Raw genomic sequence first — 24,679 nt, forward strand, 5'->3', positions numbered from 1 at the left:
ATTTTTAGCCGAATCTTAAGGCAATTGATCCAGTGTGGCATCTTTTTTAGCCGGCATCAGATCTTCTCGGCTTAAGCCAAAGGACAAGGCCAAGGCGCTACCGATATAAATTGAAGAGTAGGTGCCTTTGATAACGCCAATCAACATGGCAATGGCAAAGCCGTGAATGATTTTGCCACCCAAAAATACCAGTGCCAATAAAGTCAAAAATACTGTGAAAGAAACCAGAATAGTTCGGCTCAGGGTTTCATTGATGGCCAGATTGATAATTTCATTCATAGACTGAATTCTGGTGGTGCGGGTAATTTCCCGAATTCGGTCGTAAATCACAATCTTGTCGTTGGTGGAATAACCGACTAAAGCCAGAATCGCCGACAACACTGTCAGGTCAAATTCCCAGCCAAATACCGAGAAAAATCCCATGGTGATAATAGAGTCATGAAACAAGGCCACAATAGCAGCTACCGAAAGCTTCCATTCAAAGCGGATACTCACATAAATCATGACGCCAATAAAGGCAAAAAGCAAAGCCAGTCCACCGTTATTGATCAAGTCTTCACCCACTTGAGGGCCGACGAATTCTACCCGGCGAATTTCACCCGGTTGGGCTTGGCTGCTATCGGTGATACTTTGTACTTTTTCAGTCAATTGCTTTTGGCTAATATCCGTTACCGGCTTAAGACGTAATAAAACCTCCTGAGAACTGCCGAAATGCTGGAGATTGGCATCGGCAAAACCTTGTTGTTCCAGAGCATTACGCATTTTGTCCAGATCGACCGACTGATCGTAGTGGATTTCATAAACGCTGCCGCCGGTAAAATCAATGCCTAACTGTAAGCCATTGATGAAAAAAGATAGAATTGAAATGATAAACAAGCTGCCGGAGAATATGTAAGCAAAAGTTTTCTTACTAAGAAAATCTATATTTCGAGTGGTAGACATACCATGATTCCTGATGAATATTAAAAGTCGGTAGCGGAAAATTGGCCTGATATAGCACGAATAGCAATAGATCAGGCATGCAAACCCTAAATTGTACTATTTTCTCCAGAAAGCGGGGGTAAAAAGCATCAGCAGGGTAAAAACTTCAAATCTGCCCAATAGCATCGCGATCACACAAATCCAGGTTTGAAAATCGCTCAGCCCTTGGTAATTGCTGGCCGTACCTACCAGACTCAAGCCAGGCCCGGCATTATTGATGCATGCCAAAACTGCACCCAGTGCAGATAAGGGGTCAAGGCCGGAGAACAATAAGGCAAATGTTAAGGCCACGATGGAAATAAAATACAGAAAAATAAAGGCCAAAACCGAAAAAATGATCTTGTTGGGGATAGGCATATCGCCAATCCGAATGGGATTAATTGCGCGGGGATGCAGAATGCTGAACATCTCACGTCCCGCCTGTTTCCAGAGCAGCAGGGTGCGGAACATTTTGATTCCGCCACCGGTAGAGCCGGTACAGGCAGTGATGCTGGTCAGGTAGAGTATCCACCAGATCACAAAGGGTGGCCAAAGCCTGAAATTGTCACTGACAAACCCGCCGGAGGTACTGACCGAGATTAAATTAAAGCTGACATGACGCAATGCGGTCAGAAAATCGGGATAGATTTGCTGATACCAGATATAAATACTGCATATCATCACACTCGCTGTTATCACAGCGAGCATAGGAATTGCTTCAGGGTCGGTCAGATAGGGTTTTAAACTGAATTTGTGCAAGGCCGAGTAATGAACCGCAAAATTCATGGCAGAAATCAGCATGAATCCCATCAAAACCAGTTCTATTGTAGGGGATCCGAAATAGCCGATATTGGCATCGTGCGTGGATAAGCCGCCTAAGCTCATGGTGGAAAAGGCATGGCAAATAGCATCAAACCAACCCATTCCCGCCAATTTTAAAGATACGATGCAGATTAGTGTGAATGCCGCATAAATCATCCATAACAAGCGGGCAGTTTCATTAATACGTGGCGTCAATTTACTATCCTTGATAGGGCCGGCAATTTCGGCCTTGTATAACTGCATCCCACCTATGCCCAGCAAGGGTAGAATAGCCACTGCCAACACAATAATGCCTAGACCTCCCAACCAGTTAAGCTCGTGTCGCCACAAATTCAAAGAAGGGGCCAAGCTGTCCAGTCCGACAAACACCGTCGCCCCGGTAGTGGTCAAAGCCGAAGTGGTTTCGAAGAATGCATCGGTAAACGATAATTCAGGTAAGCCCCACATTAACGGTAAGGTTGCCGCTGCCGCCATGAGTATCCAGAAACTCGCCACCAGCAAATAACCATCCCGGGTTTTTACATCGCCGCGCCAGCGCATACTCAGACCGGCCAGAATCGCACCCGCACCGATATTCAGCAACATACCGTTGGTGAAATGCTCCGTCATAGCGTCATTGAAGTACAGCGAAGTTGCAATGGGCAAAATATAGGTCAGCCCAAAGATCATTAGAATCAGGCCAAGGACAAAGGCGATAGTACAAAAACGTTGCATAGGTTGCCTGCAGGAAAACGGGACAGTTTTAAGATACTGACAAGTCTTGAAGATTGATTAAAAAGCAATTTTCTAAACGGAGTGAAAGAATTGTAACAAAATTGAGCAACTATCATCATATTGCAAAAATTTTGACATGATCTGATCAGCTATTTTAACAGCTACTCAGACGGTGTTGTTTTTCGGTCGGGTAGGCCAGGCACAATAAAATGCTGATCAGCTTGTCTTAGTTTGGCTCAGAAAACGTCAAATATCAGTGGTGTCATACAACTTTAAACAAACCTTCATCCATCTGTAATATGGCTCTTCTAATCTGGGCCTGAGTTTGAGAAGTCATTGCATAACGGAAAATCTCTGATTTCCACGGCTGTAACAGTACAAAAATATGCGCCGCAAAATTAGGAGGTTGAAATCATGAAATTAATCTATTCCATACACAAGTACGACGTATTCATGTTTACCTGGTTAAACAGTGTCAGCATCCATGCCAATTTAGTGCGCATATGTCGTTATATATCCAAAACCGGAGATGGTCTTCTCTATGTAGCCTTAGCAGCTTGTCTGTTGTGGTACCAAGGTGCGAGTGATCCTTTGTTGCAAGCTATGGTATTGGCTTTTAGCATTGAAAGACCTTTGTATTTCCTGCTCAAAAATTCATGCAAACGTCATCGCCCGCAGCAGGCCCTACAAAATTTTCGTAGCGTGATCACACCTTCCGATCAATTCAGTTTTCCTTCAGGGCATACATCTGCCGCCTGCATGGTCGCATGCTTAATAGCCTATTTTTACCCCGGCTTATTGCCCATACTAGCTGTCTGGGCCGCTCTGGTAGGTTTTTCCCGCGTAGTGCTGGGTGTACATTTTCCAACCGATACCTTGGTAGGGGCCGGTTTGGGTCTGGGTTCAGCCATTTTTAGCCTCAATCAAATTGTGATATGAAAATATTTTATGGAGTACAAGGGACGGGTAATGGACATATTACCCGGGCAAGAGTCATGGCCAAGGAATTGCAACAGGCTGGTTTTGATGTTAGCTATCAGTTTAGTGGTCGCCCAGCTGAAAAGTATTTTGATATGGAAATCTTTAACGGTTATCGGGTTAAGGAAGGCTTGACATTCAACACCGCTAAAGGACAAGTTTCATATTTAAAAACGGCGCTGCAAGCCAGCCCAGTGCAATTTTATAAAGATATCTCCACGCTGGATTTAAGTGCTTATGATTTGATTATCAGCGATTTCGAACCGGTGACAGCTTGGGCTGCCAGAAAACAGCGCCGAAAAGTGATAGGCATCGGCCACCAATATGCCTTCGGTCACAATATCCCGCGCAAGGGTTCGGATCCTATTGCTAACCAGGTAATGAAATATTTCGCCCCGGCCACTACTGGCGTAGGACTACATTGGCACCATTTCGGTCAACCGATTTTACCGCCGATTATTGAAACCCCGGAATTTCCGGCAAATATCCAGTCCGACAAAATTGTGGTGTATTTGCCGTTTGAAGATCCGAATTATGTTTTAAGTCAATTATCCTGTTTTGAGAACTTCGAATTTCATGTGTATAGTCCAGAGCCGGTCGTTTCAAAATTTGCCAATATTGTCAGCAAACCATTATCCAGAGCTGGATTTCAAAAAGATTTATACGATTGCGCCGGCATCATTAGTAATGCTGGTTTCGAGCTGGCCAGCGAAGCGCTGCAATTGGGTAAAAAAATTCTGGTTAAGCCACTGCATTCGCAAATGGAGCAAATTTCCAATGCGGCGGCTTTGGAGCAATTAGGTTATGGACGGACCATGTATGATATACAACCGGCTGTTATCGAAGCTTGGTTACACAATCACCATGCCATGCATATCACCTATCCCAATGTGGCTAAAATAGTGGTGGAATGGTTGCAACAAGGTATGGTGGAAATGGATCAAGCATTTATTGACAATGTTTGGGAAAGTGTCCAAATACTGCCTGTGGCGCAATGATGCGGCTAATTGTGTCCGAGCTGTTTTGCCGGGTTTAGAATTATGGTTATAGCAACGGTAAGCTTGGCTGGTTTCAATCGCTGTCTTCGTTGGGGATAATGGTTTTCAATTGGTGAGACAGCAAAGTTTGGCTGCCGTTGATCACCACTTCTTCACCCGGCTTTAGCACATCTCTGACAAAATAGCCTTGCGGATCAGTCTGATATTCAGGAATGGCCCGACGGCTAAAGTTGTTGGCTGAGGTTTTAATAAATACCCAGGCCTGGCCCAAATGCCAGATCAGAGCTGATTTGGGAATAAATATGCCGGAGACCGCTTTATCGGGAGCAGATAGCCAGGCCGTGATATGAGCGCCATAAGGAATATGGTGGCCTTCCAGTTTAAAAAAATAGCGCTTACCAAGTGATACTGGGTCAACTCCAGGGGCCACCGAAACCAGTCGGGCAAGCACCGCTGATTGACGTTGGCCGCGCTCGTCAACATAAATGGTTTCTGGATTAGTGGAGAGTTGCATGTTGGCAGGCAGGCTGATCTGAATTAACTGGGCGTCCTGATTAAAAAACGCTGAGGCGTTTTTATTATGTCCAAGCACAAACCATTCGGTTAAAATCTCCCCCCATAACAAGCGGCTGCCGGCCAGAATGGTTTGTTGCTGATTGCTGCTGGCGTTAAGATTGGCCTGATCGGCTTGTGATTGCGCAAACTGCTCCTGAAGGCGGCGGGTGGAAATGATATCTTGATGATGTAGTTGTTCGGTGCGGGTCAAATTTAGCGATGATTCGGTAGATTTGGCCTGAGCGCTGGCCTGTAAGGTTTGGCTGGCCAGATATTGCTGGCGGAGTTGCAGCAATGGCTCCAGATTGATGACTGATCCATAGCTTATTATTTCAGGTTGGCGTTGAGCTGCCGCCAGAGTTTGAGTTTTGATTGCGGCCAGGAGCTGGAGTTTAGGTTCTAAACTGATCGTGTCTGGCCCATTATTGCTGGGTGCAGCAGCAGGGTTTTCGTCACCGGATGCGGCTAACGTCCAGACCGGGAAAACGCACAGACAAACCAGCAAAATTAAAATAGGCATGAAAATCCAAAAATAAGTAAGATCAATGCCAAAATTATACCAAGTACGCAGCAAATTATCGGTAAACCGGGCTATACCCGTTTAGTGGTAGTGGGTTAGGTTTAGTTGCACAACTGCAACTGAGGCAGCACCCGGTATAGTCAGTTTGCTCCAGGACTCTGTGGGCTAATCTGTAAAAGCTGATTTTTTTACTGTTTTAATCGGGCTTATAGCTATCAAGAATAGCTTACCTTGTTGGACTGAAGATTTAAAAAGGAGAAATTAGGATGAGTGACGTTTCGGAAATTTTGAAATACGCTGAGACCCATGAATGGGCAAAATTGGAAGATGGGCAAATTGTGCGGGTAGGTATTACCGATTTTGCTCAATCTGAGTTGGGGGACATCATGTATATCGGCTTACCTGAACTGGGTCGCCAGGTTCGGCGTGGCGAACAAATTGCGGTAGTCGAGTCAGTAAAAACCGCATCCGATCTGCATAGCCCGGTGACCGGCACAGTAGTTGCCATAAATGAAGCAGTACTGGATGAACCAGAACTGGTAAATGAAGCCGCCTTTCAGACTTGGCTGTTTTGTGTCGAAGCGGAACAACCGGCAGAATTGGATTTGCTTCTGGATGCTGCAGCGTATCAACATTTTATTGAACAATAAAACCATGGCAAATCAAAACGCAAAAGGCTGGAAACGGCTAGTAAATGCCTGCTTTTTTTCCATAGCAGGTTTTAAGGCGACTTGGCAGCACGAAGAAGCCTTTCGTCAGGAGGCGGCTTTATTTGTGCTGACAACGCCATTGGCTTTATGGCTGGGCCATAATAATATCGAGAAAGTATTGCTGATTGGCAGCGTGGTGCTGGTGTTATTGGTAGAGCTGTTAAATTCAGCAGTTGAAGCAGTAGTTGACCGAGTAGGCTTCGAGCATCACGAATTGTCGGGTCGCGCCAAAGATATCGGTTCCGCTGCCGTCATGCTCTCATTGATCTGGGCAGGTGTGACCTGGGCATTAATTTTGTTATAAAAGGATAAAAATGGCTGCATTGATCTGTGGATCTATGGCATACGACACCATTATGGTGTTTCATGATAAATTCAAAAACCACATTCTCCCGGATAAAGTACATATCCTAAATGTTTCATTTCTGGTACCTAGCTTGCGCCGTGAATATGGCGGTTGCGCAGGCAATATTGCCTACAATCTGCAACTGCTGCAAGAAGAGCCGCAGATTATGGCCACCGTTGGTCATGATTTTGAACCTTATGCCCAATGGTTGAGTCAACATGGCATCTCAACACGCTACATTCAGGTGCTGGATGATCATTATACCGGGCAGGCTTACATTACCACCGACTCAGACGATAATCAGATTACCGCGTTTCACCCTGGTGCCATGAATTTCTCGCATTATAATCAGGTAGCCTCGGCTAGCGAAATTAGTATAGGTATCGTATCGCCAGACGGCAAACAGGGGATGCAAGAACATGCGGAACAATTTGCCGAGCAAGGTATTCCGTTCATTTTTGATCCGGGCCAAGGTATGCCGATGTTTGATGGTCCAGAATTATTAAGATTTCTGGAATTGGCCAATTATGCAACCTTCAATGACTATGAGGCGGAATTAGTACAGCAGCGTACCGGTTTGAACCTGATCCAGTTGGCCGAAAAAGTTGAAGCATTGATCATCACCTTAGGCAGTCAAGGTTCAAAAATTTACACCAATGGTCAGTGTCTGGAAATTCCGGCCGCACCCGTCAGTTCAGTGCAGGATCCAACTGGATGTGGTGATGCCTATCGTGCCGGCTTGCTGTTCGGTCTGATCAATGCCTATGATTGGGAAACTACCGGCCGTATCGCATCACTATTGGGGGCTATTAAAATCGAGCATTCCGGTACCCAGAATCATCGATTTACGCTGGCCGAGTTTCAACAACGTTATCTAGACAGCTTCGGAACATCATTTTGAGTTTAAGCAAAACCCGGACACTATTAGACTTGATGGTGCGTTTGCGCGACCCGGAGTCCGGTTGCCCTTGGGATATCCAGCAGGACTTTCACAGCCTGATGCCTTATACCCTGGAAGAAGCCTATGAAGTAATTGATGCAATTGAACGCAACGATTTTCAGGATTTGCGTGGTGAATTGGGCGATTTGTTACTGCAGGTGGTGTTTCATGCCCGGATTGCTGAAGAGCGTGGCTTGTTTGATTTTGAGCAGGTAGCTGCCGGAATAGCCGAGAAGCTGATTAACCGACACCCCCATGTATTCGCAACTGCCAGTTATAGCAGCGATGCCCAACGCCAACAGGCTTGGGATGATGCTAAGGCCGTCGAAAGGCAGCAAAAAAAAGTAAGCGATAGCCCGGAAAGTGTCTTGGCAGGTGTTGCCAGCAGTCTGCCTGCCTTGGTGCAATGTGAAAAAATCCAGAATCGGGCTGCCAGCCACGGTTTTGACTGGCCCGAAATTGAGCCGGTGTTCGATAAAGTCAGAGAAGAATTAGCCGAAGTGCATGAAGCCTGGCAAAGTCAGGATCAAGCTCATATTGAAGAAGAAATCGGTGATTTATTTCTGGTCGTGGTAAATCTGGCCAGACATTTACAGGTCAATCCCGAAATGGCGCTACGTGCCGCCACGCAAAAATTTACCCGCCGCTTTAATTACATCGAAACCCAAGTGGCAGCAGCCGGACGCAGTTTGCGCGATTGCCAACTGGCCGAACTGGACAATTTATGGAATGAAGCCAAACGGGTGCAAAACCGCAAGCGTGAAGAATCGTGATGCCGGCTTTAGTTAGCCGGCAGTTGGCAATAATATGTTGTCTAGTGGCCGGTTCCGTCGAAAGTGCGGAATTATTAGGACATATTTCTGACGAAACCGCTGGTGCCGAAACGGCACAAGCCGATGCAGATTTTGTTGGACAAAGTCCTATCAGCTACCGGGTTATCTGCCCGCCGGATACCAAAATGTTGCCCGAATGCCAATTGCCGACCGTGCAGGATAGCCTAAGCCTGGGTGAGCAAGCGCCAGCCTCAGAACCAGTTGAGCAGGCTGCAGGCAGCAATGTCGACAAACCCCGCATCAAGCACAAGAGTCGCCATTAGTTGCAGAGCAGGCTCCCAGCCCAGGCTCCGCGACCTCTGGCGGCTTAGCAGTTTTTAAATCTATTGATCAATACTGATTTGAAATAACGCTGCAAATCAACACGAATCGGCATGAAATAAATATTTAGTTTGCTGGCAATAATACTATCAATCAGGTTATTGGCAAATGCCACATTCCACTGGTAATCCGGACGGAAACCACTGGGAAATTTGACTTTATTCTTAACTTCCCAGTAGTTCATTGAAGCAGTGGAAGTGATCGGACTAATCCCTATATAAGTTTCCAAGCCAGTCATTTGTTCAGCATAGATTTCAATCATTCTGCTGTCGTAGAAAGGTTGAGAAAAAAAGCCACCTGCACCGGCATCAACTTTGCGCTGAATATAATCACATTCCTGTTGTAAGCCGTTTCGATGCGGGTCAAAGCCGGCGTAGATATTCAGCTTGGGATAATAATGACGTAGTGAGCGAATTAAATCGACAACATCAGTATTGTAATAGGCCCGTTTCAACCCTTCCGGCGGATCTCCCGTCACCAGCAACACATTATCAAGTTGGTAATCATCGATAATTCTGCACAATTCGCCGCTTTCAATGCTGAAATCGATGGCACGAAAATGCGGGATAAAGCGAAATTTATTTCGGTCGATTCGGTCAGAGAGCGCCCAACTGCGGGTGGTAAAATGCTGAATATCGGGGACATTGATAATATTAATGCCGGGATTAAGTGATTGCACAAATGAGTATTGCTGATCAAAAACTTCCAGGCTTCTGGGAACAATTTCAAAAGAGATATTCATCTTCAGGACTTAGACTATTATTTCACGTAGTTGTTTAGCAGCATTGACCATCGCAGCCAAAGCCGGTCTAACTTCACTCCATTGCCGGGTTTTCAGACCACAATCCGGGTTGACCCACAGCTTATCCAGCGTCAGTCGGCTGGCGGCGATTTTTAGCAGTTCCACCATGGTCTCGGTAGCCGGCAGATTCGGACTATGGATGTCGAAAACACCGGGGCCGATCTGATTTGGATAATCAAAGTCAGTAAACGCATCCAGCAACTCCATATTCGAACGCGAAGTTTCTATGGTAATGACATCGGCATCCAGATCTGCGATGGCGGCAATGATGTCATTGAACTCGGCATAACACATATGAGTATGGATTTGGGTGGCATCGTCAACGCCGCCGGCACTGATGCGAAACGCCCGTGCTGCCCAGTTGAGATAGCTAGGCCAGTCTGCTTGGCGTAGAGGCAAACCTTCGCGAAAAGCCGGCTCGTCGATTTGTATTACCTGAATACCGCTTTGCTCAAGATCGATAACTTCGTCGCGTATTGCCAGCGCCAGTTGATAGGCCGTTTGCTCACGGGATTGATCATCGCGCACAAATGACCAATTCAATAGCGTCACAGGACCGGTCAGCATGCCTTTCATGGGACGGTCGGTCAGTGACTGGGCGTAATAGCTCCAACTGACAGTCATCGGCAGAGGCCGGCTGACATCGGCATAAATGATCGGTGGTTTTACATAGCGGGAGCCAAAGGATTGTACCCAGCCGTGACTAGTGAACATAAAGCCGTCTAGCCGTTCGCCGAAATACTCAACCATATCGTTACGTTCTGGTTCGCCATGCACCAATACATCAAGTCCCAATGCTTCCTGTTCCCGTACACATTGCTTGATTTGCTCTGCCATGAAAGTTCTATAGTCCTGCTCAGCCAGTGTGCCGCGTTTATAGTCCAGTCTGGCTTTACGAATTGCCGTGGTTTGCGGGAATGAGCCTATGGTAGTGGTCGGGAAAAGCGGTAGATTCAGCTTTTGTTGTTGTAATGTTTTACGAATCGGAAACGGATTGAGGCGGCGATCCAGATTAGCCGCCAAATTTTCCAGACGGGCGCGTACTTTGTTATTGCATATCCAGGCGGCAGCGCTGCGTGAGGCAATGGTTGCGGCTGCCGCGTCCCATTCCGGCTGCGCCGCATCAATACCTTCAACAAAGGCCAGACGCAACAATTCCAGCTCAGTTAATTTTTGCCGGGCAAATGCCAGCCAGGGTTTGACCAGCGGATTTAACCCGGTCTCCCTTGCCAAATCAATGGGCACATGCAGCAATGAACAAGAAGGAGCCAACCATAAATGGCCGAGAAAACTTTGCCGTACCTGTTCTACAGTTGCTAAAGCTGTCGTCAAATCCGTCCGCCAGATGTTACGACCATCAACCAACCCTAGTGACAGAACTTTACGGTTGCTGAAATTGGCCAGTACCGAGTCTAGCTGTTCGGGGGCGCGTGTCAGGTCTATATGCAGACCAGCAACCGGCAATCGGCAGGCCAATGCTGTATTATCAGCCAATCCGCCGAAATAACTGGTCAGCAAAATATTGATAGAGCTGTGCTGCAACGTAGCGTAAGTCATTTCAAAAGCTCGTTGCCAGGCATCGGGTAGATCCATTACCAATATTGGTTCATCGATTTGTAACCAATCCACATCCAGTTCGACCAGACCTTGCAGAATCTGCTGATACACCGGCAACAAGCGTTCCAGCAAATCCAGCTTATCGAAATGGCCGACTGTCTTTGCCAGCCATAACCAGCTTAGCGGACCAAGCAACACCGGCTTGGCTTGATGGCCGAGGGCCAGCAATGCTCTGGTTTCATCGAACAGCTTGGTGCAGGCTAAGCTAAATTTCTGATCTGCGCTGATTTCCGGCACCAGATAGTGGTAATTGGTATCGAACCATTTGGTCATCTCCAGAGCCCGGTAACTGCTGCCATCGGCACTTTGTCCGCGTGCCATACGGAAATAGGTATCCAGATCAACTTGTGATCCCTGCCAGTTGAAGCGGGGTGGTATCGCGCCCAGCATGGCAGTGGTATCCAGAACGTGATCATAGTAAGAAAAATCGCCAACCGGTAGATAATCCAGTCCGCAACTGCTCTGTAATTGCCAATGCCGAGCACGCAACTCAGCACCAACGGCAAGTAAGGCATCGGCATCGATTTCCCCATGCCAATAACGTTCCAGCGCAATTTTCAGTTCGCGATTTTTACCGATACGGGGAAAACCCAGGTTGTGAATTTTAGTCATGCGTAAATGCCTATTGTGTTGATGAAGAAAATGCCAGCATTGTAAGCAGGAATAATAATGAGGATAATTGATGGTTTCTCATGATTCGATGAAGGATATTCATAGATATGGAGCTGATACATTTGCGCATTCTTTTGGCGCTAAAACAGCACGGCACGCTGAGTGCTGCCGCCGAAAAGTTGCATCTAACTCAATCAGCACTGTCTCATCAGATCAAAAACCTGGAACAACGCCTGGGGGTGACGCTTTGGCACAAGCAGGGCCGGTTACTGGTATTGACGCAGGCGGGCCGCTATTTATCCGAGGTAGCCGAATCGGTGATTGAAACCGTAGACTCGGCTGGGCGGCATCTGACGCTGCTGGCTGAGGGTAAGACCGGTAAGCTGGCGATAGGTATAGATTGCCATGCCTGTTATGAATGGTTTCGCGGCATCCTGCAGCCATATTTGCGGGCTTGGCCGGATCTGGCGATAGAAGTCACTTCCCGTTATCGTTTCAATTCCTTTGAAGCAATCCAGAGTTACAAGCTGGATGCAGTACTGACCTCCGATCCGGTCAATAATGGCATGCTCAGATATCAAGCCTTGTTCGGCTTCGAGCTAGTGCTGATTGTTGCAGAGCAACATCGGCTGGCCGGACGCGGCTCGATTGTTCCGGCCGACTTAGGTGATGAAACCGTATTGACCTATCCAGTTGAACGTGATCGACTGGACATGTTCAGAAAAGTGCTGCAACCGGCCGGTATTGAACCTGCCGGCCATATTCCGGTTGAGGAAACCGACATTATGCTGCAACTGGTTGCTGCTGGACGTGGGGTTTGCCTGTTGCCGGAATGGCTGCTGGCGGACAAATATGCCAAGCTAGGCTTGACCAGTCTGCGTTTTAGCGGCTTGCCGCTGACGAAAACCATGTATCTGGCCTGCCGGCACGAAGATGCCGAATTGGAATACATGCAGTGGCTGATAAACCATGCCCGCACCGGGATAGCTACTACCCATGAATAGCTGTATATAGTGGTTATTGAAAAATATATCACAATATATAGTTGATTGTGCTTGACCTGCCCATTTGTCAGGCTTAGAATCTCCCCCTGAGATGGTTCCCCAAAAGGGGATTAAAAGGGAATTCGGTCGGTCAATATGGGCGCATTTAGCCCAGTTGCCGGTATACCGAAGCTGCCCCCGCAACTGTACTCGGTGAGTTTTTAGTCCTGCATGCCACTGGATAGTAATCCGGGAAGGCCGATTAAAGATTACGACCCGAAAGCCAGGAGACCTGCCTTCGTCAAACTTAGTCAACCAGGAGCGGGGTGCCTCCAAAGACGATGGTAAGCCTATCTGGGTCAGACGACTTTTCTGTCGTTTAATGATCAAATCGACTACTCATCATTTTGCCACTCCCGTTCCCCAGCCGTGGAGTACCGCATGCAATCAACCGCAGTCCGCTCGTCTACCCGAACCATCAATGCCGCAGAACAAGCCAAAGTCTCTGTAACTATTGCCTATCAAGGTATTGAGGTGATACGCCGCAATCAGGCTGTGGTAGTGTTTCAGCCGGAAAAAATCGGTATCGCCATTACCAAAGCATTTTTGGCTGTATCCGGCCCACAAGGCCAGACTTCCGCGCGTATTCGCGAGCAGGTCGCGCATCTGACTTCCAGTGTGGTAGATGTATTAAGCAGGCGATTTCCAGGGGGTGGTACAGTACATATCGAAGATATACAGGATCAGGTGGAATTGGCCCTGATGCGTTCCGGCGCTCACGATGTTGCTCGCGCCTATGTACTCTACCGGGAGCAACGTGCCGCGCAGCGCTTGATGGAAACGCCGCCACGGGTTGGTGTGGATATAGCGCCGTTAATGGTCAGTGATGATGGGCAGCGCTTACCGCTGGATAATACCTTTTGGCTGGAATTATGCCGCGAAGCTTGCGCCGGATTGACCGATGTGGACGCCGAGCAAGTTTGGACATTAACCCTGCAAAATCTTTATGACGGTATTCCGTTGTCGACTGTAGGTCAGGCTTTGGTGTTAGCGGCACGTACTTTGATCGAGCGCGAACCGGACTACGCAAAAGTTGCAGCGCGTTTGCTGCTGAATAATCTGCGTAAGGAAGTGCTGGGAGTTACATTGAAGCAGATACAGATGACCGAATGCTATGCCGACAGCTTTTGTGAGTTTATCAGCGCCGGTGTCGCCGCAGAATTACTCGATTCGCGCTTGCTGGAATTTGATCTGCCCCGCTTAGGTCAGGTGTTAAATGCTGAACGCGATCTGCAATTCGACTATCTGGGCCTGCAAACCCTTTATGATCGTTATTTCCTGCACATAGACGACCGCCGCATCGAACTACCGCAATGTTTCTTTATGCGGGTGGCCATGGGCTTGGCCCTCCACGAAATTGACCGCGAGGCACGTGCTATCGAGTTTTACCACTTGTTGTCCAGCTTTGACTTCATGTGTTCGACACCTACACTATTCAACAGTGGTACTCGCCATCCCCAACTATCTTCCTGCTATTTGACTACCGTTAGCGACGATCTGGAAGACATCTATCAAGGTATTAAGGAAAATGCCTTATTACAAAAATACGCCGGAGGGTTGGGCAACGACTGGACCCCGGTGCGGGCGTTGGGTAGCCGGATCAAGGGTACTAATGGTCATAGTCAAGGTGTGATCCCGTTCCTGAAAGTGGTCAACGATACCGCCGTTGCCGTTAATCAGGGCGGCAAGCGTAAGGGTGCGGTATGCGCCTATCTGGAAAACTGGCATTTGGATTTCGAGGAGTTTCTGGATTTGCGGAAAAATACCGGTGACGAACGTCGCCGCACCCATGATATGAATACTGCCGCCTGGATCTCCGATCTATTCATGCAACGCGTGCAAAATAATGGATTATGGACCTTGTTTTCGCCGGTTGATGTCCCTGATTTGCACGAGAAATTCGGCCCAGCTTTCGAAGCAGCCTATTGCGACTACGAAGCCAGAGCCGGGCGCGGCGAAATCAAACTGCACAAGCAGATTAGTGCCGTGCAATTATGGCGCAAGATGTTGACCATGCTGTTTGAGACCGGCCATCCCTGGCTCACCTTTAAGGATGCCTGTAATCTGCGTTCACCGCAGCAGCATGCCGGGGTCATCCACAGCTCAAATCTGTGCACGGAAATTACCCTGAATACTTCTACCGACGAAACAGCGGTGTGTAATCTGGGTTCGGTTAATCTGCCGGCCCATTTAATTGAGCGGGACGGCGTTTGGCAACTGGATGAGACCAAGCTGCAACACACCATCAGCACCGCAATGCGCATGCTCGACAATGTCATTGATATCAATTTTTACGCTACGCCCAAGGCCCGCAAGGCCAACTTGCGCCATCGTCCGCTTGGTCTGGGTATGATGGGATTCGCCGACTGCCTGCAACGCATGGGGTTGGCGTATGCCAGTGACGCAGCGGTGACATTTGCCGATTGCTCGGCTGAGCTGCTTTGTTATTTTGCCTACTGGGCTTCGTCGGAACTGGCCGAGCAACGTGGTCGTTACAGCAGTTTTGCCGGCAGTCTCTGGCAGCAGGGCATCCTGCCGCTGGATAGTCTGGACCGGCTGGCTGAGGCACGCAGCGGCAGGCTGGAAATGGATCGCAGTACCAGCCTGGATTGGGACAAGCTTAGACAGCGGATAATGCAAGTCGGTATGCGTAATTCCAATTGCGTAGCCATTGCGCCGACCGCTACCATAGCCAATATCGTCGGTGTGTCGGCCTCCATTGAGCCCATCTACCAAAATATCTATGTCAAATCCAATCTGTCCGGCGAATTTACCGTAGTCAACGCGGCGTTGGTAAGCGAGTTGAAGCGGCTGGATTTATGGGATGAAGTCATGATCGCAGACCTAAAATACTTCGATGGCTCCCTAGCCGCCATTGACCGGATTCCCGACTCTATCAAAGCCCGTTACGCTACCGCCTTCGAAATCGATGCCGAGTGGCTGATCGAAGCTGCCGCCCGTCGCCAGAAATGGATCGATCAATCACAATCGCTAAACCTTTATGTGGCTGAAGCCTCTGGGAAAAAGTTGGACAGCTTATATGTTCTGGCTTGGTTGCGTGGTTTGAAAACCACCTATTACTTACGCACTCTGGGGGCGACGGCAATGGAAAAAACCGCTGCCGAAAGTAGCGAAGCTGTCGGTCTGGCTTGTGCGATTACCAATCCGGACTGTGAGGTTTGTCAATGAAACCACTAAGCATTTTCGATGACTGGGATAATGTGAGTGCGCAGCCTGAGGATAGCGCAGCGAATGATGCAATCAGTATACTTGCATCCATGCCGATAGACGCTGAGCACAAACGGGTAGTCAACGGTCGAGCCGATATCAATCAGCTGGCACCGTTCAAATATCCCTGGGCCTGGTCGTTTTTCCTGAATGCCAACAGCAATCACTGGACACCGCTGGAAATCTCCATGGCCCAGGATGTGCACGATTATCAGCATAAACTGAATCCGGCAGAGCAGCATTTGTTCCAAAATGTACTAGCCTACCTGACCACCTCAGACATTTTGGCGATGCGTAATATCGGCTTGGCGGTGATGGAAAAAATGAGTGCTCCGGAACTGCAAATCTATCAGGCCCGTCAAGTTTATGAAGAAGCATTACACACCTGGACCTACCAGCACTGTATCGAAACCCTGGGTCTGGATCAACGGGAAATTTATAATCGTTATCGGGTCGTGCCGGAAATTCACGCCAAAATTGCGCTGGCTAACCGACGGCTTAACGGTGTACTGCAAGCAAACCGGCCCTTGAGTGACCGCGATGCATTGCACGATTTTGCCTTGGCCTATTTGTTTTTTGCCGCAGTATTTGAAGGCTGCTGGTTTTATAACGGCTTTAGTCCAATCTTTGCCTTACAACGTCGTGGTCTGATGAAAGGTACTGCTGAGCAGTTGCAATACATCATGCGTGACGAAGTGCTGCATTGTGCATTCGGCATCCGGGTGGTTAAGCAATTGCTGGAAGAAGAAAATTTGCAACTAGACCCCAGCGCAATCAAACTCATGTGGGAAGAAGCCGAGGCTGCTGAAGTAGCTTATGCCGGCTATATTCTGCGTGAGCCTATCCTGGGATACAACGCCACTTTGCATATCGAGCAGTTTCGCTATATCGCCAACCGTCGCGCCCGGCAACTGGGATGGCCGGAACCGTTTCCCGGTGCCGGCAATGTGTTGCCCTGGCTGGACGAACAGGCGAATCTGCGCAAGGAAAAAAACTTTTTCGAAACCAGGGTAACCGAGTATCAGGTGGGAGGAGCGCTGGTCTGGGAATAAGAAAATAATCTAGAGGGTCGAAGCACTTTATACTAAACTGAAGGTAATGTTTTATAGCAATATCAGTCTTTTGATAGCGCTAAATTCGCGCATGGGTAACTGCTGATTTAAACTTGCTTACTTCAGGCTTGGGGTTAGCCAAAAATTTATGGATTTATTTACACTTCAAATTATATTTCTGTACCCGGTAACGTAAGGTCTCCCGGGTAGTACCCAGCATTCTTGCGGCGGCGGTGACGTTTTCATCGGTACGATTCAGCACTTCCTGAATTAAATACTTTTCCATATCCTGCAGACTCAGACTGCCGTCCAGCGGCAGGAAAATCCCGTTTTCAACCTGCGGTAGTGATGGTTTGCTGGAAATATTAGGCAGTTGCAACCATTGATCAGGAAAGTTTTCATCCGTCGCCAGCAGTACGCAGCGCTCCAGCACATTACGTAATTCGCGAACATTGCCTGGCCAATCGTAGCGTTTTAGATTATCCCAGGTTTGTTGGGAAATATGGCTGACGTTTTTCGCCGATTTACGGTTGCTGTCGGCGATAAACAAAGGAACCAGTTCTTCCAAATCCTGCTTGCGCTCCCGTAATGGCGGCACCCGCAAACTCATGATATTCAAACGATGATATAAATCACTGCGGAACTGGCCTTGTTCAACTTTTTGGGCCAGATTCAGGTTGGTAGCGGCAATAATTTGCACATCAATGCTGATTTCTGTTTCCCCCCCCAGACGACGGATGCGAAAATCCTCCACTGCTTTCAGTAACTTGGTCTGTAAATCCAGATCCATTTCGCCGATTTCATCCAGAAATAAGGTGCCGGTATGGGCTTGCTCAAACAGACCACGATGTCGCTTCTTAGCGCCGGTAAATGCCCCTGCTTCATAACCAAACAATTCCGATTCCAACAATTCTCTGGGTAATGCCGCACAATTGATTTCCACCAGTGGTGCCTGAGCACGGCTCCCGGTAGAATGGAGGATGCGGGCAATCAAGCCTTTACCTGAACCGGTTTCTCCACTGATAATCAGGCTGGAAAAAGGTACCTTGGCCATTTGCGCAATCATACTGCGCAAAGCCGTGGCTGGTGGGCTGCTGCCTATCAAGGCATCAAGAGTATGTCGGCTGTTTTGTGCGGCCGTTTGTTGCTGAACGCGACGCTGGGCTCTGGCACTGCGTGCCGCCCCTTCCACCAGCAGATTCAGGCGTTCCAGCTCACAGGGTTTTTCGATGAAATCATAAGCACCCAGGCGTACCGCTCGCACCGAGTCGGCGACACTACCGTAACCGGTCAGGAACACCCATTCACTGCTGCTGATTTTGTTTTTCAGATTCTCCAGCAAATCTAGAGTGTTGCCGTCTGGCAAATTCATATCAGACAGCACTACCAGCGGGTCAATTTCCTGTTTTGATAGATGCGATTCCGCCTGCCTGATAGTCTGGGCGATGGTTACTTCCCAGCCGCGTTTGCTAAAAAATCGAGCCAGTTCAGTGCCCAACAGCAGTTCGTCTTCAATTATTAATAATGTGTCAGCCATATATTTAATCAGTGATCCCAGGATGCAAGATCTTCAATAGGTTCAAGATGGGTATCAATATCGATATTGTTAAAGATAAACTTGATTTGCCCTTCTATGTTTTCCACAAAATCATGGCCTTGTTTTACAGTCCAATCGCCCGGTACCAAAATATGTACCGACATAAACCGCCGGGTACCAGCATAGCGAGTGCGCAGGGCGTGATAAGTGATATGTTCGCTGGCGGCAAATTTGTCTAATATTTCCACAATAGCCGTCAATTCTTCTTGTGATAAGGCGGCATCCATCAATCCGGAAATAGTGCGGCGGATTAAATGCAGTCCCGCCCCAAAAATATTAAGTGCGACCAGAAAAGCAATAATCGGATCAAGAATTTCCCAGCTGTTCAGGCCTAATTGCTGGGCAATTTTTAAAGTCGCCGTAAAATGATTGCCTGCCGAAATGATGGCAATGCCTAGCAGTACCCCGACTGTGGTCCAGACATCGGTCATTAAATGCTTGCCGTCAGCTTCCAGCGTGATCGAGCGATGGCGTTTGCCGGTACTGATTAAAATACGCGCAACAAACAAATTAATCAGTGAGGCAAATACCGAGATAGCAATCCCGATATCCAGTTTCTGCAAAGGCTGTAGTGCAAACAGGCGCTCCCAGGCTGTCCAGATAATGCTGAAAGCAGCCAGCAATATCATGATGCCTTCTGCGCCACTGGAAAAATATTCAATTTTCTCATGACCGTAAGTATGGCGGTCATCAGGTGGGCGGGCGGCAATGCTAAGCACAATTAACATGATAATAGCCGCTATCAGATTAATAACCGATTCCAGGGCATCGGACAACAAGCCAACCGAATTCGTCAACCAGTAAGCGTAACTTTTTAAGGCGATTGTGAATATTGCTGCCAGTAGTGATAACCAGCCGTAAAATGTCAGCGATGTTGGTTTGGTATTCATTAAACAAAAATCGGTTGCATGGCAGAGTGATAGTCTATCCAACCCTGGCCGGTCTGTCTGCATAAACCTATTGGGTCGGTAGTATAGCGGCGTTAGGCATTGAGCATAGGCAAGCTGAAAGTCACCTGAGCATGGCCTTGAACTGTATTTTGCAGATGTAGATGACCATGATGGTCTTTGACAAAGCGTTGCACCATCGCCAAGCCCAGACCAGTGCCACCATCCTTCAGGCTTACAAAAGGCCGGATGCCGTGTTTCAGTACTTCGGCATTAAAACCCGGGCCGGTGTCGGTAATGGTCATTATCAATTTGTTATGCTCGCTACTGGCTGTTACATTTACTGCACCGCTATTCTGGGCAATGGCTTGAATAGAGTTCAGTAATAAATTCAGTAACATTTGCCGAAATTCACTTTCCGGTAAAAAAACCTGCAGATGAGGCGTTACATCACAACTGAATTTAATATTTTCTTGGGCCTGAAATTTAAGCAGCATCAGTAATTCGTCCAGCAATTGGCGGACATCAATTTTTTGCGATGACTCTGCGCTGCTGCGAGCAGAGGCCAGTAAATCGTTTAAATTCCGGGTTAGCCGCTTGACTTCCCGGTATACCATTTGCATTCTCTCGCTGAGTTCAACATCCACACATTCCTGCAGCATGTTTTCCAGTGCCAATTGAATGCTGGCTAAAGGGTTACGCAATTCATGAGCAGTACTGGCCGCCAATTCCGCCAAGGCGGCCAGTCGTTCCGCTTTTGCCAGTTGCTGGCTTTGCTCAAGTAAAGCGTGGCTGGTTTCCCGCACTTTATACTCAAGAGCCTTGGTGTGATCCAGATGTTCCTGCTCCAGTTCCAGCAGGCGCGATACCAAATGGTTATAGCGGTCGAACAGCGAGTGTAATAAAGGGTCAGAGGTATCACGTTCTATCGGCTTCATTTCTCCTTCCGCCAAGCCGGAAAGTAATTCCTTTAAAGAATCCATAGGCTCCAGGACATTGGTTTTGAAGAAGTAATGGCCAATCCAGAATAACAGCAAGGGTAAAATCATCGCTAACTGTAACTCAAGTTTGCTGTCGTTTTTAACATTGACCAGCAGGTTTTCTTCTTCCGATGCCTGTTTATCCAGTACCTGCTCTATCAATTCCAGCGCATGCATCATGCTGGGCTGATCCTCGGGCTGAGCTTTGGTAAACACATTGCGGACATTGTTTAAATCAAACGGTGTCGAAAAAGCGTTGTTATGCGATTTTAGAATTTCAATCAACTGGTTTTGAATATTGGCAATATCGGTTTGTTGGGATTTATCGCTATCTTTTCGTGATGAGAGAGTCAGTTGCAATTGCAATAACTCGAAAATAGTTTTTTCCAGATGACGGCCACGATCTATATCGCGTTCAATGGTATGAATGCGTTGCCCGTTAACCCAGGTTAACCGGCCTATTGCCAGTAGCTCGCCGATGACCAGCAAGCCCAGCACAAAGCTGACAAAGATGACGGGACGAAACAGCAGTTGGCGCATGGTTGGCTTCATAATCCTTAAGTAACAGCGGTATGTAAAGCGTTGCACCTGGTTAGGCGACCATAATGGCTATGTTGGGCTGCTTTAATTTAAATATTCGTATCTATTCAGCGTAGGGCGGGTTAGATGCGCAAGCCATTGATTTTAAATTATTCAAAAACCTTGCTGCGCATCGTACCCGCCGTGAGTGTAATAAAGCTATTGAGTTTCAACAATTCTTAGGTGCGTACGATTATTCGCTGAATAATTACAAATATTCAAAGCATTTACCATGCCAGCATTAATAACTCATCCCCCTGTTCATGGCTTAGGTTTTTAGTCGACCTGAGTGCTCTGGCAAAGCCAATGTTTAAGGCTATCAACCGGTAAACCTGACTGAGTATATCCATATCGGCGGGGCAAATAAACCAATTTAACCGGTTTGTTTAAACCAAATGCTTTTAAAATCGTTGAGTGAGCCAAATATTGGTTGGGAGCAAGCTGGAAAAGATGGCTTCAGTGTCACATTTCTGTGTTGCCATTGCCTATCTCTAACCATAATGCCTGAAGTAACAAAGCCAAGGGCATTTCAAAGCAATATTGCCTGCTGGCAGCTCATTGCCGATTGCCGGCCTAGTGGTGAATCCCCCCTTATAAGCGCTACAATATGACAATCAAAGTTAATCGCCCGGTCAGGCGGGCACGTTCATTGCTAAGGTAACTCTAGGGCGTAATTTTGCAGTTGCCTAGCACTGCTGATTTGCTCGGTTACTCAGCCGGCGGACTCAGTTTTATTATTAACACCAAAAATTAGGAATCAAATTATGATACGTAAATCATTCAAGCGTTTGCTTGTTATGCAAATCATTATGCTGCAAGTCGGCTGGTATGCCGGGGGTGTTTACGCAGAAGCGCCAACTGAAAATCTTATGGTCGAAGCAACCGGTGCCTGGTTGCAAGCAGTTGGTGAAGGCAGTATGGAGTCGATTTCACCTTCGCTATCCAAAAAAGCCAGAGTCTGGGTAGAAGGTCAAACCCGTTTCAATGACAACTTCAATCATTGGTATCAAGGCATGGTAAGGACAGCGGTAGGTTATTCGCTTAGCGATCGCGCCACCATCTGGGCCGGATATACTTGGCTGCCTACCCAAAACCTCAAATTCGGCACTCAACATAATGGCCCATATGTGGCGCAGCAGGATGTCTGGCCGGCGTTCCGTTATGTTTTGCCAACTGATTACGGTAACTTTATGTTCCGAACCATGTGGGAAACCAACTTTGGTTTGGGGCAGCAGGTCAGAGAAAGACCGCGCCAAATGATTAAATACACGCTGCCTATCGGTTTTGATAATAAATTGAGCTTTATTACTTGGGACGAAGTGTTTGTCCGGGTTAACAATACCGATTGGGGTGGTCGTTCAGGTTTTGACCAAAACCGGGGTTTTGCCGGATTTGGCTGGACATTTAACAGCAATGTCAGAACCGAGCTGGGTTATATGAATCAATACCTTGATGATGCCAATCACCGCAATAACTATATGTATCATTTGGCGATGGCATCAGTATTTGTTAACTTTTAACTAAATTCATACTTATCCAGGGCAAACGCCGACATTCAACAGAAAGTCGGCGTTTGAATGGGTTTAGAAATCGACCTGGACCCTGGCCTCAACAGTATCCAGATTGGCGCTGTTGTAGGCTTTGGAGCGGGCGGTTGCTGCGGCGTCAGTGCTGCCGTCGGCTTTAACCACATTGATGTCGGCAGTATCAACATTCAAATAATGGATCAGATTGGCCATCAGTTTGACGTGAGACATTGGATACCAGTTAATGCCGAATTTACCGGTACTGGCCCGGCCACCGTGAATGACACCACTGTTCAGATTCAGGTAATCATAGCCAGCCGCCAGTTCCCAGGCTCCCCAGCCGCCGCCATGAGTCGAGAAATTGCTATTGGGCTTAATTCTGTCCCAGGCGCCGGTTTTGGCTTTATAGGTTCTGGATTCGCCGGTCAGGAAATAACTCACAAAACCATAATAACCGTTTAGCGATTCGTTGGTGTAGCCTATCCCGGAAACGTCGGTCTGAATGTACTCAGCCTGGGCGGATAAAGATTTGTAAACCACCGCACCCTCGCCGCCAAACCGGGTAATTTTGTTGACCCTATGTGCAGCATTCTTGCCGGCAATATTGGTTAAACTACCTGTGTTCAGAACTGAGGTACGATCAACGTTGCCGTCGATTGTCGCATTAAAAGTCATACCGCCGCTGGCTAGATTGCCGCTGGCATCATAATTGTTGTTGACCTGGCGTTGTGAGCCGGAAGCGCCCAAATGGACGAATTTGTTTTTGTCTTCAAACCAGGGCAAAGTAGTGACACGGCCAGTCAGTTCCCAGCCGGTATCACCGGAACCGTTGCTGCGGTTTTGATTGCCGTTGATATTGCTGTAGGCACTTGATGCTGCAGCACTGTTATAGCCGCCATTCAAAGAAGAATTATAGGCCCAGCCGCCGCCAACGGGTTCAGTCAAAAATGCGCCGGCTGCAGTCCAGCGTGGCTGGGCATAGTTCAACCCCAGGCCGGTTTTGTAAGCGTTAGGGTTGTCAGAGAAAGAGTTGACCGCCATATTACGTTCGATAAAAGTAGTCCAGCGGTTACTGGTGGCTTCTTCCAAGCTGAACGGTTCTTTAAAAGACCCCACTTTAAGTCCAAACGGATCATAACCTTTCCAATTGATATAGGCATCGGTAATGCCGGCAGCGACAGTACCGTTACCACGGCTGAAATCGTACTCGAATTTATATTCGTAATCTTTATAAAAACTGCCTTCCAGACCTAACCGGGCCCGACGAATATTGGCGCCATCAGAAGGTTGGTCAGTTTTGGCTACTTTACTGCTGCCCACGCCATCCAGGCCCGAGACATTGCTTTGGGAGTCGACCTGCATTCGGCCGGTAATAGCCATATCGAAATTGCCATCTTTGCTTTCAAACTTAATGCCTTTTTCGTCAATATGCAGCTTGCCTTCAGTTGGATCTTTCAAGTGTTCGTCTATGGCTTTTAATTCATTGGTTTTTAAGGCTAAGTCTTCTTTGATTTTGTCTATTTCAGCTTTTTGTTGAGCTGTTTCCACCTGTTGATTGGGGCTGTCTTCGACCCGCTGAAAGGTTCCCAGTTTGGTTCGGCCTGGGCCGGGTTCGGCAAATATTTGCTGGGTTTTGCTATCGACATATAAGTCCAGCGCCAAGGCATCGCTGATTGCGCCAGCGCCTAAAGCAGTAACTATTGCCAAACTGAGTTTAGTCAGCTTCATGCGTAAATCTCCGAATATATTTTATTATCAATTAGTTAGTTTGATTTTTGTAAGAACAAAAGGCTTTGTTTCAGGCTGTTGAGACCAATTAAGCATTTAGCTGATACGTAAAACTGTAGAAAATTCTAAAGACTCAATGTGACAGAAATATGACAATATGACTGTTATATGACAAATGGCTCTGATTAAATAGTCTGGCTTAAAGCCGTTCCAATCTGAGAGCTCGCCATCCAAAGATAATGATTAAGCTGAAATAACGGCTGAACTGATGGCCTAAAAAGTTGTTGGCGCTATTTATATCACGGTTTTGTTTAAATATTATGACGCTATC

Annotated in this window: 20 protein-coding genes and 1 riboswitch; of the genes, 11 read left to right on the top strand and 9 right to left on the bottom strand. The window is 47.6% G+C overall.

Going from position 1 to position 24,679, the window contains the following annotated elements:
- Positions 1 to 15 precede the first annotated feature (15 nt).
- Both secF and KEF85_RS02025 read right to left on the bottom strand, forming a co-directional pair.
- Complete coding sequence (gene secF / locus KEF85_RS02020; RefSeq protein WP_215583081.1) at positions 16 to 942, bottom strand: protein translocase subunit SecF; 927 nt, start codon at positions 940 to 942, stop codon at positions 16 to 18.
- A gap of 96 nt (positions 943 to 1,038) precedes the next feature.
- A complete protein-coding gene (locus tag KEF85_RS02025; protein WP_215583082.1) occupies positions 1,039 to 2,496 on the bottom strand; it encodes a TrkH family potassium uptake protein in 1,458 nt (485 codons plus the stop codon).
- Between the two features lie 414 nt (positions 2,497 to 2,910).
- Between KEF85_RS02025 and KEF85_RS02030 the strand changes: the two genes are divergently transcribed.
- Positions 2,911 to 3,435, top strand: a complete 525-nt coding sequence (locus KEF85_RS02030) for a phosphatase PAP2 family protein (RefSeq protein ID WP_215583085.1) — start codon at positions 2,911 to 2,913, stop codon at positions 3,433 to 3,435.
- Positions 3,432 to 4,472 (top strand): MJ1255/VC2487 family glycosyltransferase, encoded by a 1,041-nt coding sequence (locus tag KEF85_RS02035; protein ID WP_215583086.1) that lies wholly within the window; start codon positions 3,432 to 3,434, stop codon positions 4,470 to 4,472. Before KEF85_RS02030 ends, KEF85_RS02035 begins: the two co-directional genes overlap by 4 nt.
- 73 nt (positions 4,473 to 4,545) lie before the next feature.
- Here KEF85_RS02035 and KEF85_RS02040 read toward each other — a convergent pair whose 3' ends face one another.
- Positions 4,546 to 5,547: an efflux RND transporter periplasmic adaptor subunit gene (locus tag KEF85_RS02040; RefSeq protein WP_215583087.1), complete on the bottom strand. Its 1,002-nt coding sequence runs from the start codon at positions 5,545 to 5,547 to the stop codon at positions 4,546 to 4,548.
- Positions 5,548 to 5,813: 266 nt separating this feature from the next.
- On the opposite strand from KEF85_RS02040, the gene gcvH reads away from it, so the two are divergent.
- The 5 genes from gcvH to KEF85_RS02065 are packed head-to-tail and all read left to right on the top strand — an operon-like array spanning position 5,814 to position 8,639.
- Positions 5,814 to 6,197, top strand: a complete 384-nt coding sequence (gene gcvH, locus KEF85_RS02045) for a glycine cleavage system protein GcvH (RefSeq protein ID WP_215583088.1) — start codon at positions 5,814 to 5,816, stop codon at positions 6,195 to 6,197.
- Positions 6,198 to 6,201: 4 nt separating this feature from the next.
- Positions 6,202 to 6,561, top strand: coding sequence for a diacylglycerol kinase (locus KEF85_RS02050; protein WP_215583089.1), 360 nt, complete (start codon positions 6,202 to 6,204; stop codon positions 6,559 to 6,561).
- A gap of 10 nt (positions 6,562 to 6,571) precedes the next feature.
- Positions 6,572 to 7,504, top strand: a complete 933-nt coding sequence (locus KEF85_RS02055; protein ID WP_215583090.1) for a carbohydrate kinase family protein — start codon at positions 6,572 to 6,574, stop codon at positions 7,502 to 7,504.
- The gene (gene mazG / locus KEF85_RS02060) at positions 7,501 to 8,316 is read left to right on the top strand and encodes a nucleoside triphosphate pyrophosphohydrolase (protein ID WP_215583091.1); all 816 of its coding nucleotides are present in this window, start codon (positions 7,501 to 7,503) and stop codon (positions 8,314 to 8,316) included. Before KEF85_RS02055 ends, mazG begins: the two co-directional genes overlap by 4 nt.
- Positions 8,316 to 8,639 (top strand): hypothetical protein, encoded by a 324-nt coding sequence (locus KEF85_RS02065; protein WP_215583092.1) that lies wholly within the window; start codon positions 8,316 to 8,318, stop codon positions 8,637 to 8,639. Before mazG ends, KEF85_RS02065 begins: the two co-directional genes overlap by 1 nt.
- A gap of 44 nt (positions 8,640 to 8,683) precedes the next feature.
- Here KEF85_RS02065 and KEF85_RS02070 read toward each other — a convergent pair whose 3' ends face one another.
- The gene (locus KEF85_RS02070) at positions 8,684 to 9,439 is read right to left on the bottom strand and encodes a methylenetetrahydrofolate reductase (protein WP_215583093.1); all 756 of its coding nucleotides are present in this window, start codon (positions 9,437 to 9,439) and stop codon (positions 8,684 to 8,686) included.
- 9 nt (positions 9,440 to 9,448) lie between these two features.
- Positions 9,449 to 11,728 (bottom strand): 5-methyltetrahydropteroyltriglutamate--homocysteine S-methyltransferase, encoded by a 2,280-nt coding sequence (gene metE / locus KEF85_RS02075; protein ID WP_215583094.1) that lies wholly within the window; start codon positions 11,726 to 11,728, stop codon positions 9,449 to 9,451.
- 107 nt (positions 11,729 to 11,835) lie between these two features.
- Here metE and KEF85_RS02080 point away from each other — a divergent pair, with 107 nt between their 5' ends.
- The 3 genes from KEF85_RS02080 to KEF85_RS02090 all read left to right on the top strand — a co-directional run bounded on the left by KEF85_RS02080 (position 11,836) and on the right by KEF85_RS02090 (position 17,051).
- Positions 11,836 to 12,732 carry a LysR family transcriptional regulator gene (locus KEF85_RS02080; protein WP_215583095.1) on the top strand — a complete coding sequence of 299 codons (897 nt, stop codon included), beginning with the start codon at positions 11,836 to 11,838 and terminating at the stop codon, positions 12,730 to 12,732.
- Positions 12,733 to 12,807: 75 nt separating this feature from the next.
- A riboswitch (cobalamin riboswitch) is annotated at positions 12,808 to 13,025 on the top strand.
- Between the two features lie 127 nt (positions 13,026 to 13,152).
- Positions 13,153 to 15,960 carry a ribonucleoside-diphosphate reductase subunit alpha gene (locus KEF85_RS02085; RefSeq protein WP_215583096.1) on the top strand — a complete coding sequence of 936 codons (2,808 nt, stop codon included), beginning with the start codon at positions 13,153 to 13,155 and terminating at the stop codon, positions 15,958 to 15,960.
- Positions 15,957 to 17,051, top strand: coding sequence for a ribonucleotide-diphosphate reductase subunit beta (locus tag KEF85_RS02090; protein WP_215583097.1), 1,095 nt, complete (start codon positions 15,957 to 15,959; stop codon positions 17,049 to 17,051). Before KEF85_RS02085 ends, KEF85_RS02090 begins: the two co-directional genes overlap by 4 nt.
- Before the next feature lie 154 nt (positions 17,052 to 17,205).
- Here the strand turns inward: KEF85_RS02090 and KEF85_RS02095 are convergent, their stop codons facing one another.
- The 3 genes from KEF85_RS02095 to KEF85_RS02105 form a co-directional block, all read right to left on the bottom strand.
- On the bottom strand, positions 17,206 to 18,588 hold the full coding sequence (locus tag KEF85_RS02095; RefSeq protein ID WP_215583098.1) for a sigma-54-dependent transcriptional regulator: 1,383 nt from the start codon (positions 18,586 to 18,588) through the stop codon (positions 17,206 to 17,208).
- 8 nt (positions 18,589 to 18,596) lie between these two features.
- A complete protein-coding gene (locus tag KEF85_RS02100; protein WP_215583099.1) occupies positions 18,597 to 19,538 on the bottom strand; it encodes a cation diffusion facilitator family transporter in 942 nt (313 codons plus the stop codon).
- 92 nt (positions 19,539 to 19,630) lie between these two features.
- On the bottom strand, positions 19,631 to 21,055 hold the full coding sequence (locus KEF85_RS02105; RefSeq protein ID WP_215583100.1) for a sensor histidine kinase: 1,425 nt from the start codon (positions 21,053 to 21,055) through the stop codon (positions 19,631 to 19,633).
- An 803-nt stretch (positions 21,056 to 21,858) separates the two neighbouring features.
- Here KEF85_RS02105 and KEF85_RS02110 point away from each other — a divergent pair.
- The gene (locus tag KEF85_RS02110; RefSeq protein WP_246535017.1) at positions 21,859 to 22,614 is read left to right on the top strand and encodes a DUF2490 domain-containing protein; all 756 of its coding nucleotides are present in this window, start codon (positions 21,859 to 21,861) and stop codon (positions 22,612 to 22,614) included.
- A 63-nt stretch (positions 22,615 to 22,677) separates the two neighbouring features.
- On the opposite strand, the gene KEF85_RS02115 is transcribed toward KEF85_RS02110, so the two are convergent.
- Complete coding sequence (locus KEF85_RS02115; protein WP_215583101.1) at positions 22,678 to 24,348, bottom strand: OprO/OprP family phosphate-selective porin; 1,671 nt, start codon at positions 24,346 to 24,348, stop codon at positions 22,678 to 22,680.
- Between the last annotated feature and the right edge of the window lie 331 nt (positions 24,349 to 24,679).

Origin of the sequence: Methylomonas paludis, from assembly GCF_018734325.1 — a bacterium.
Taxonomy (GTDB): Bacteria; Pseudomonadota; Gammaproteobacteria; order Methylococcales; family Methylomonadaceae; genus Methylomonas; species Methylomonas paludis.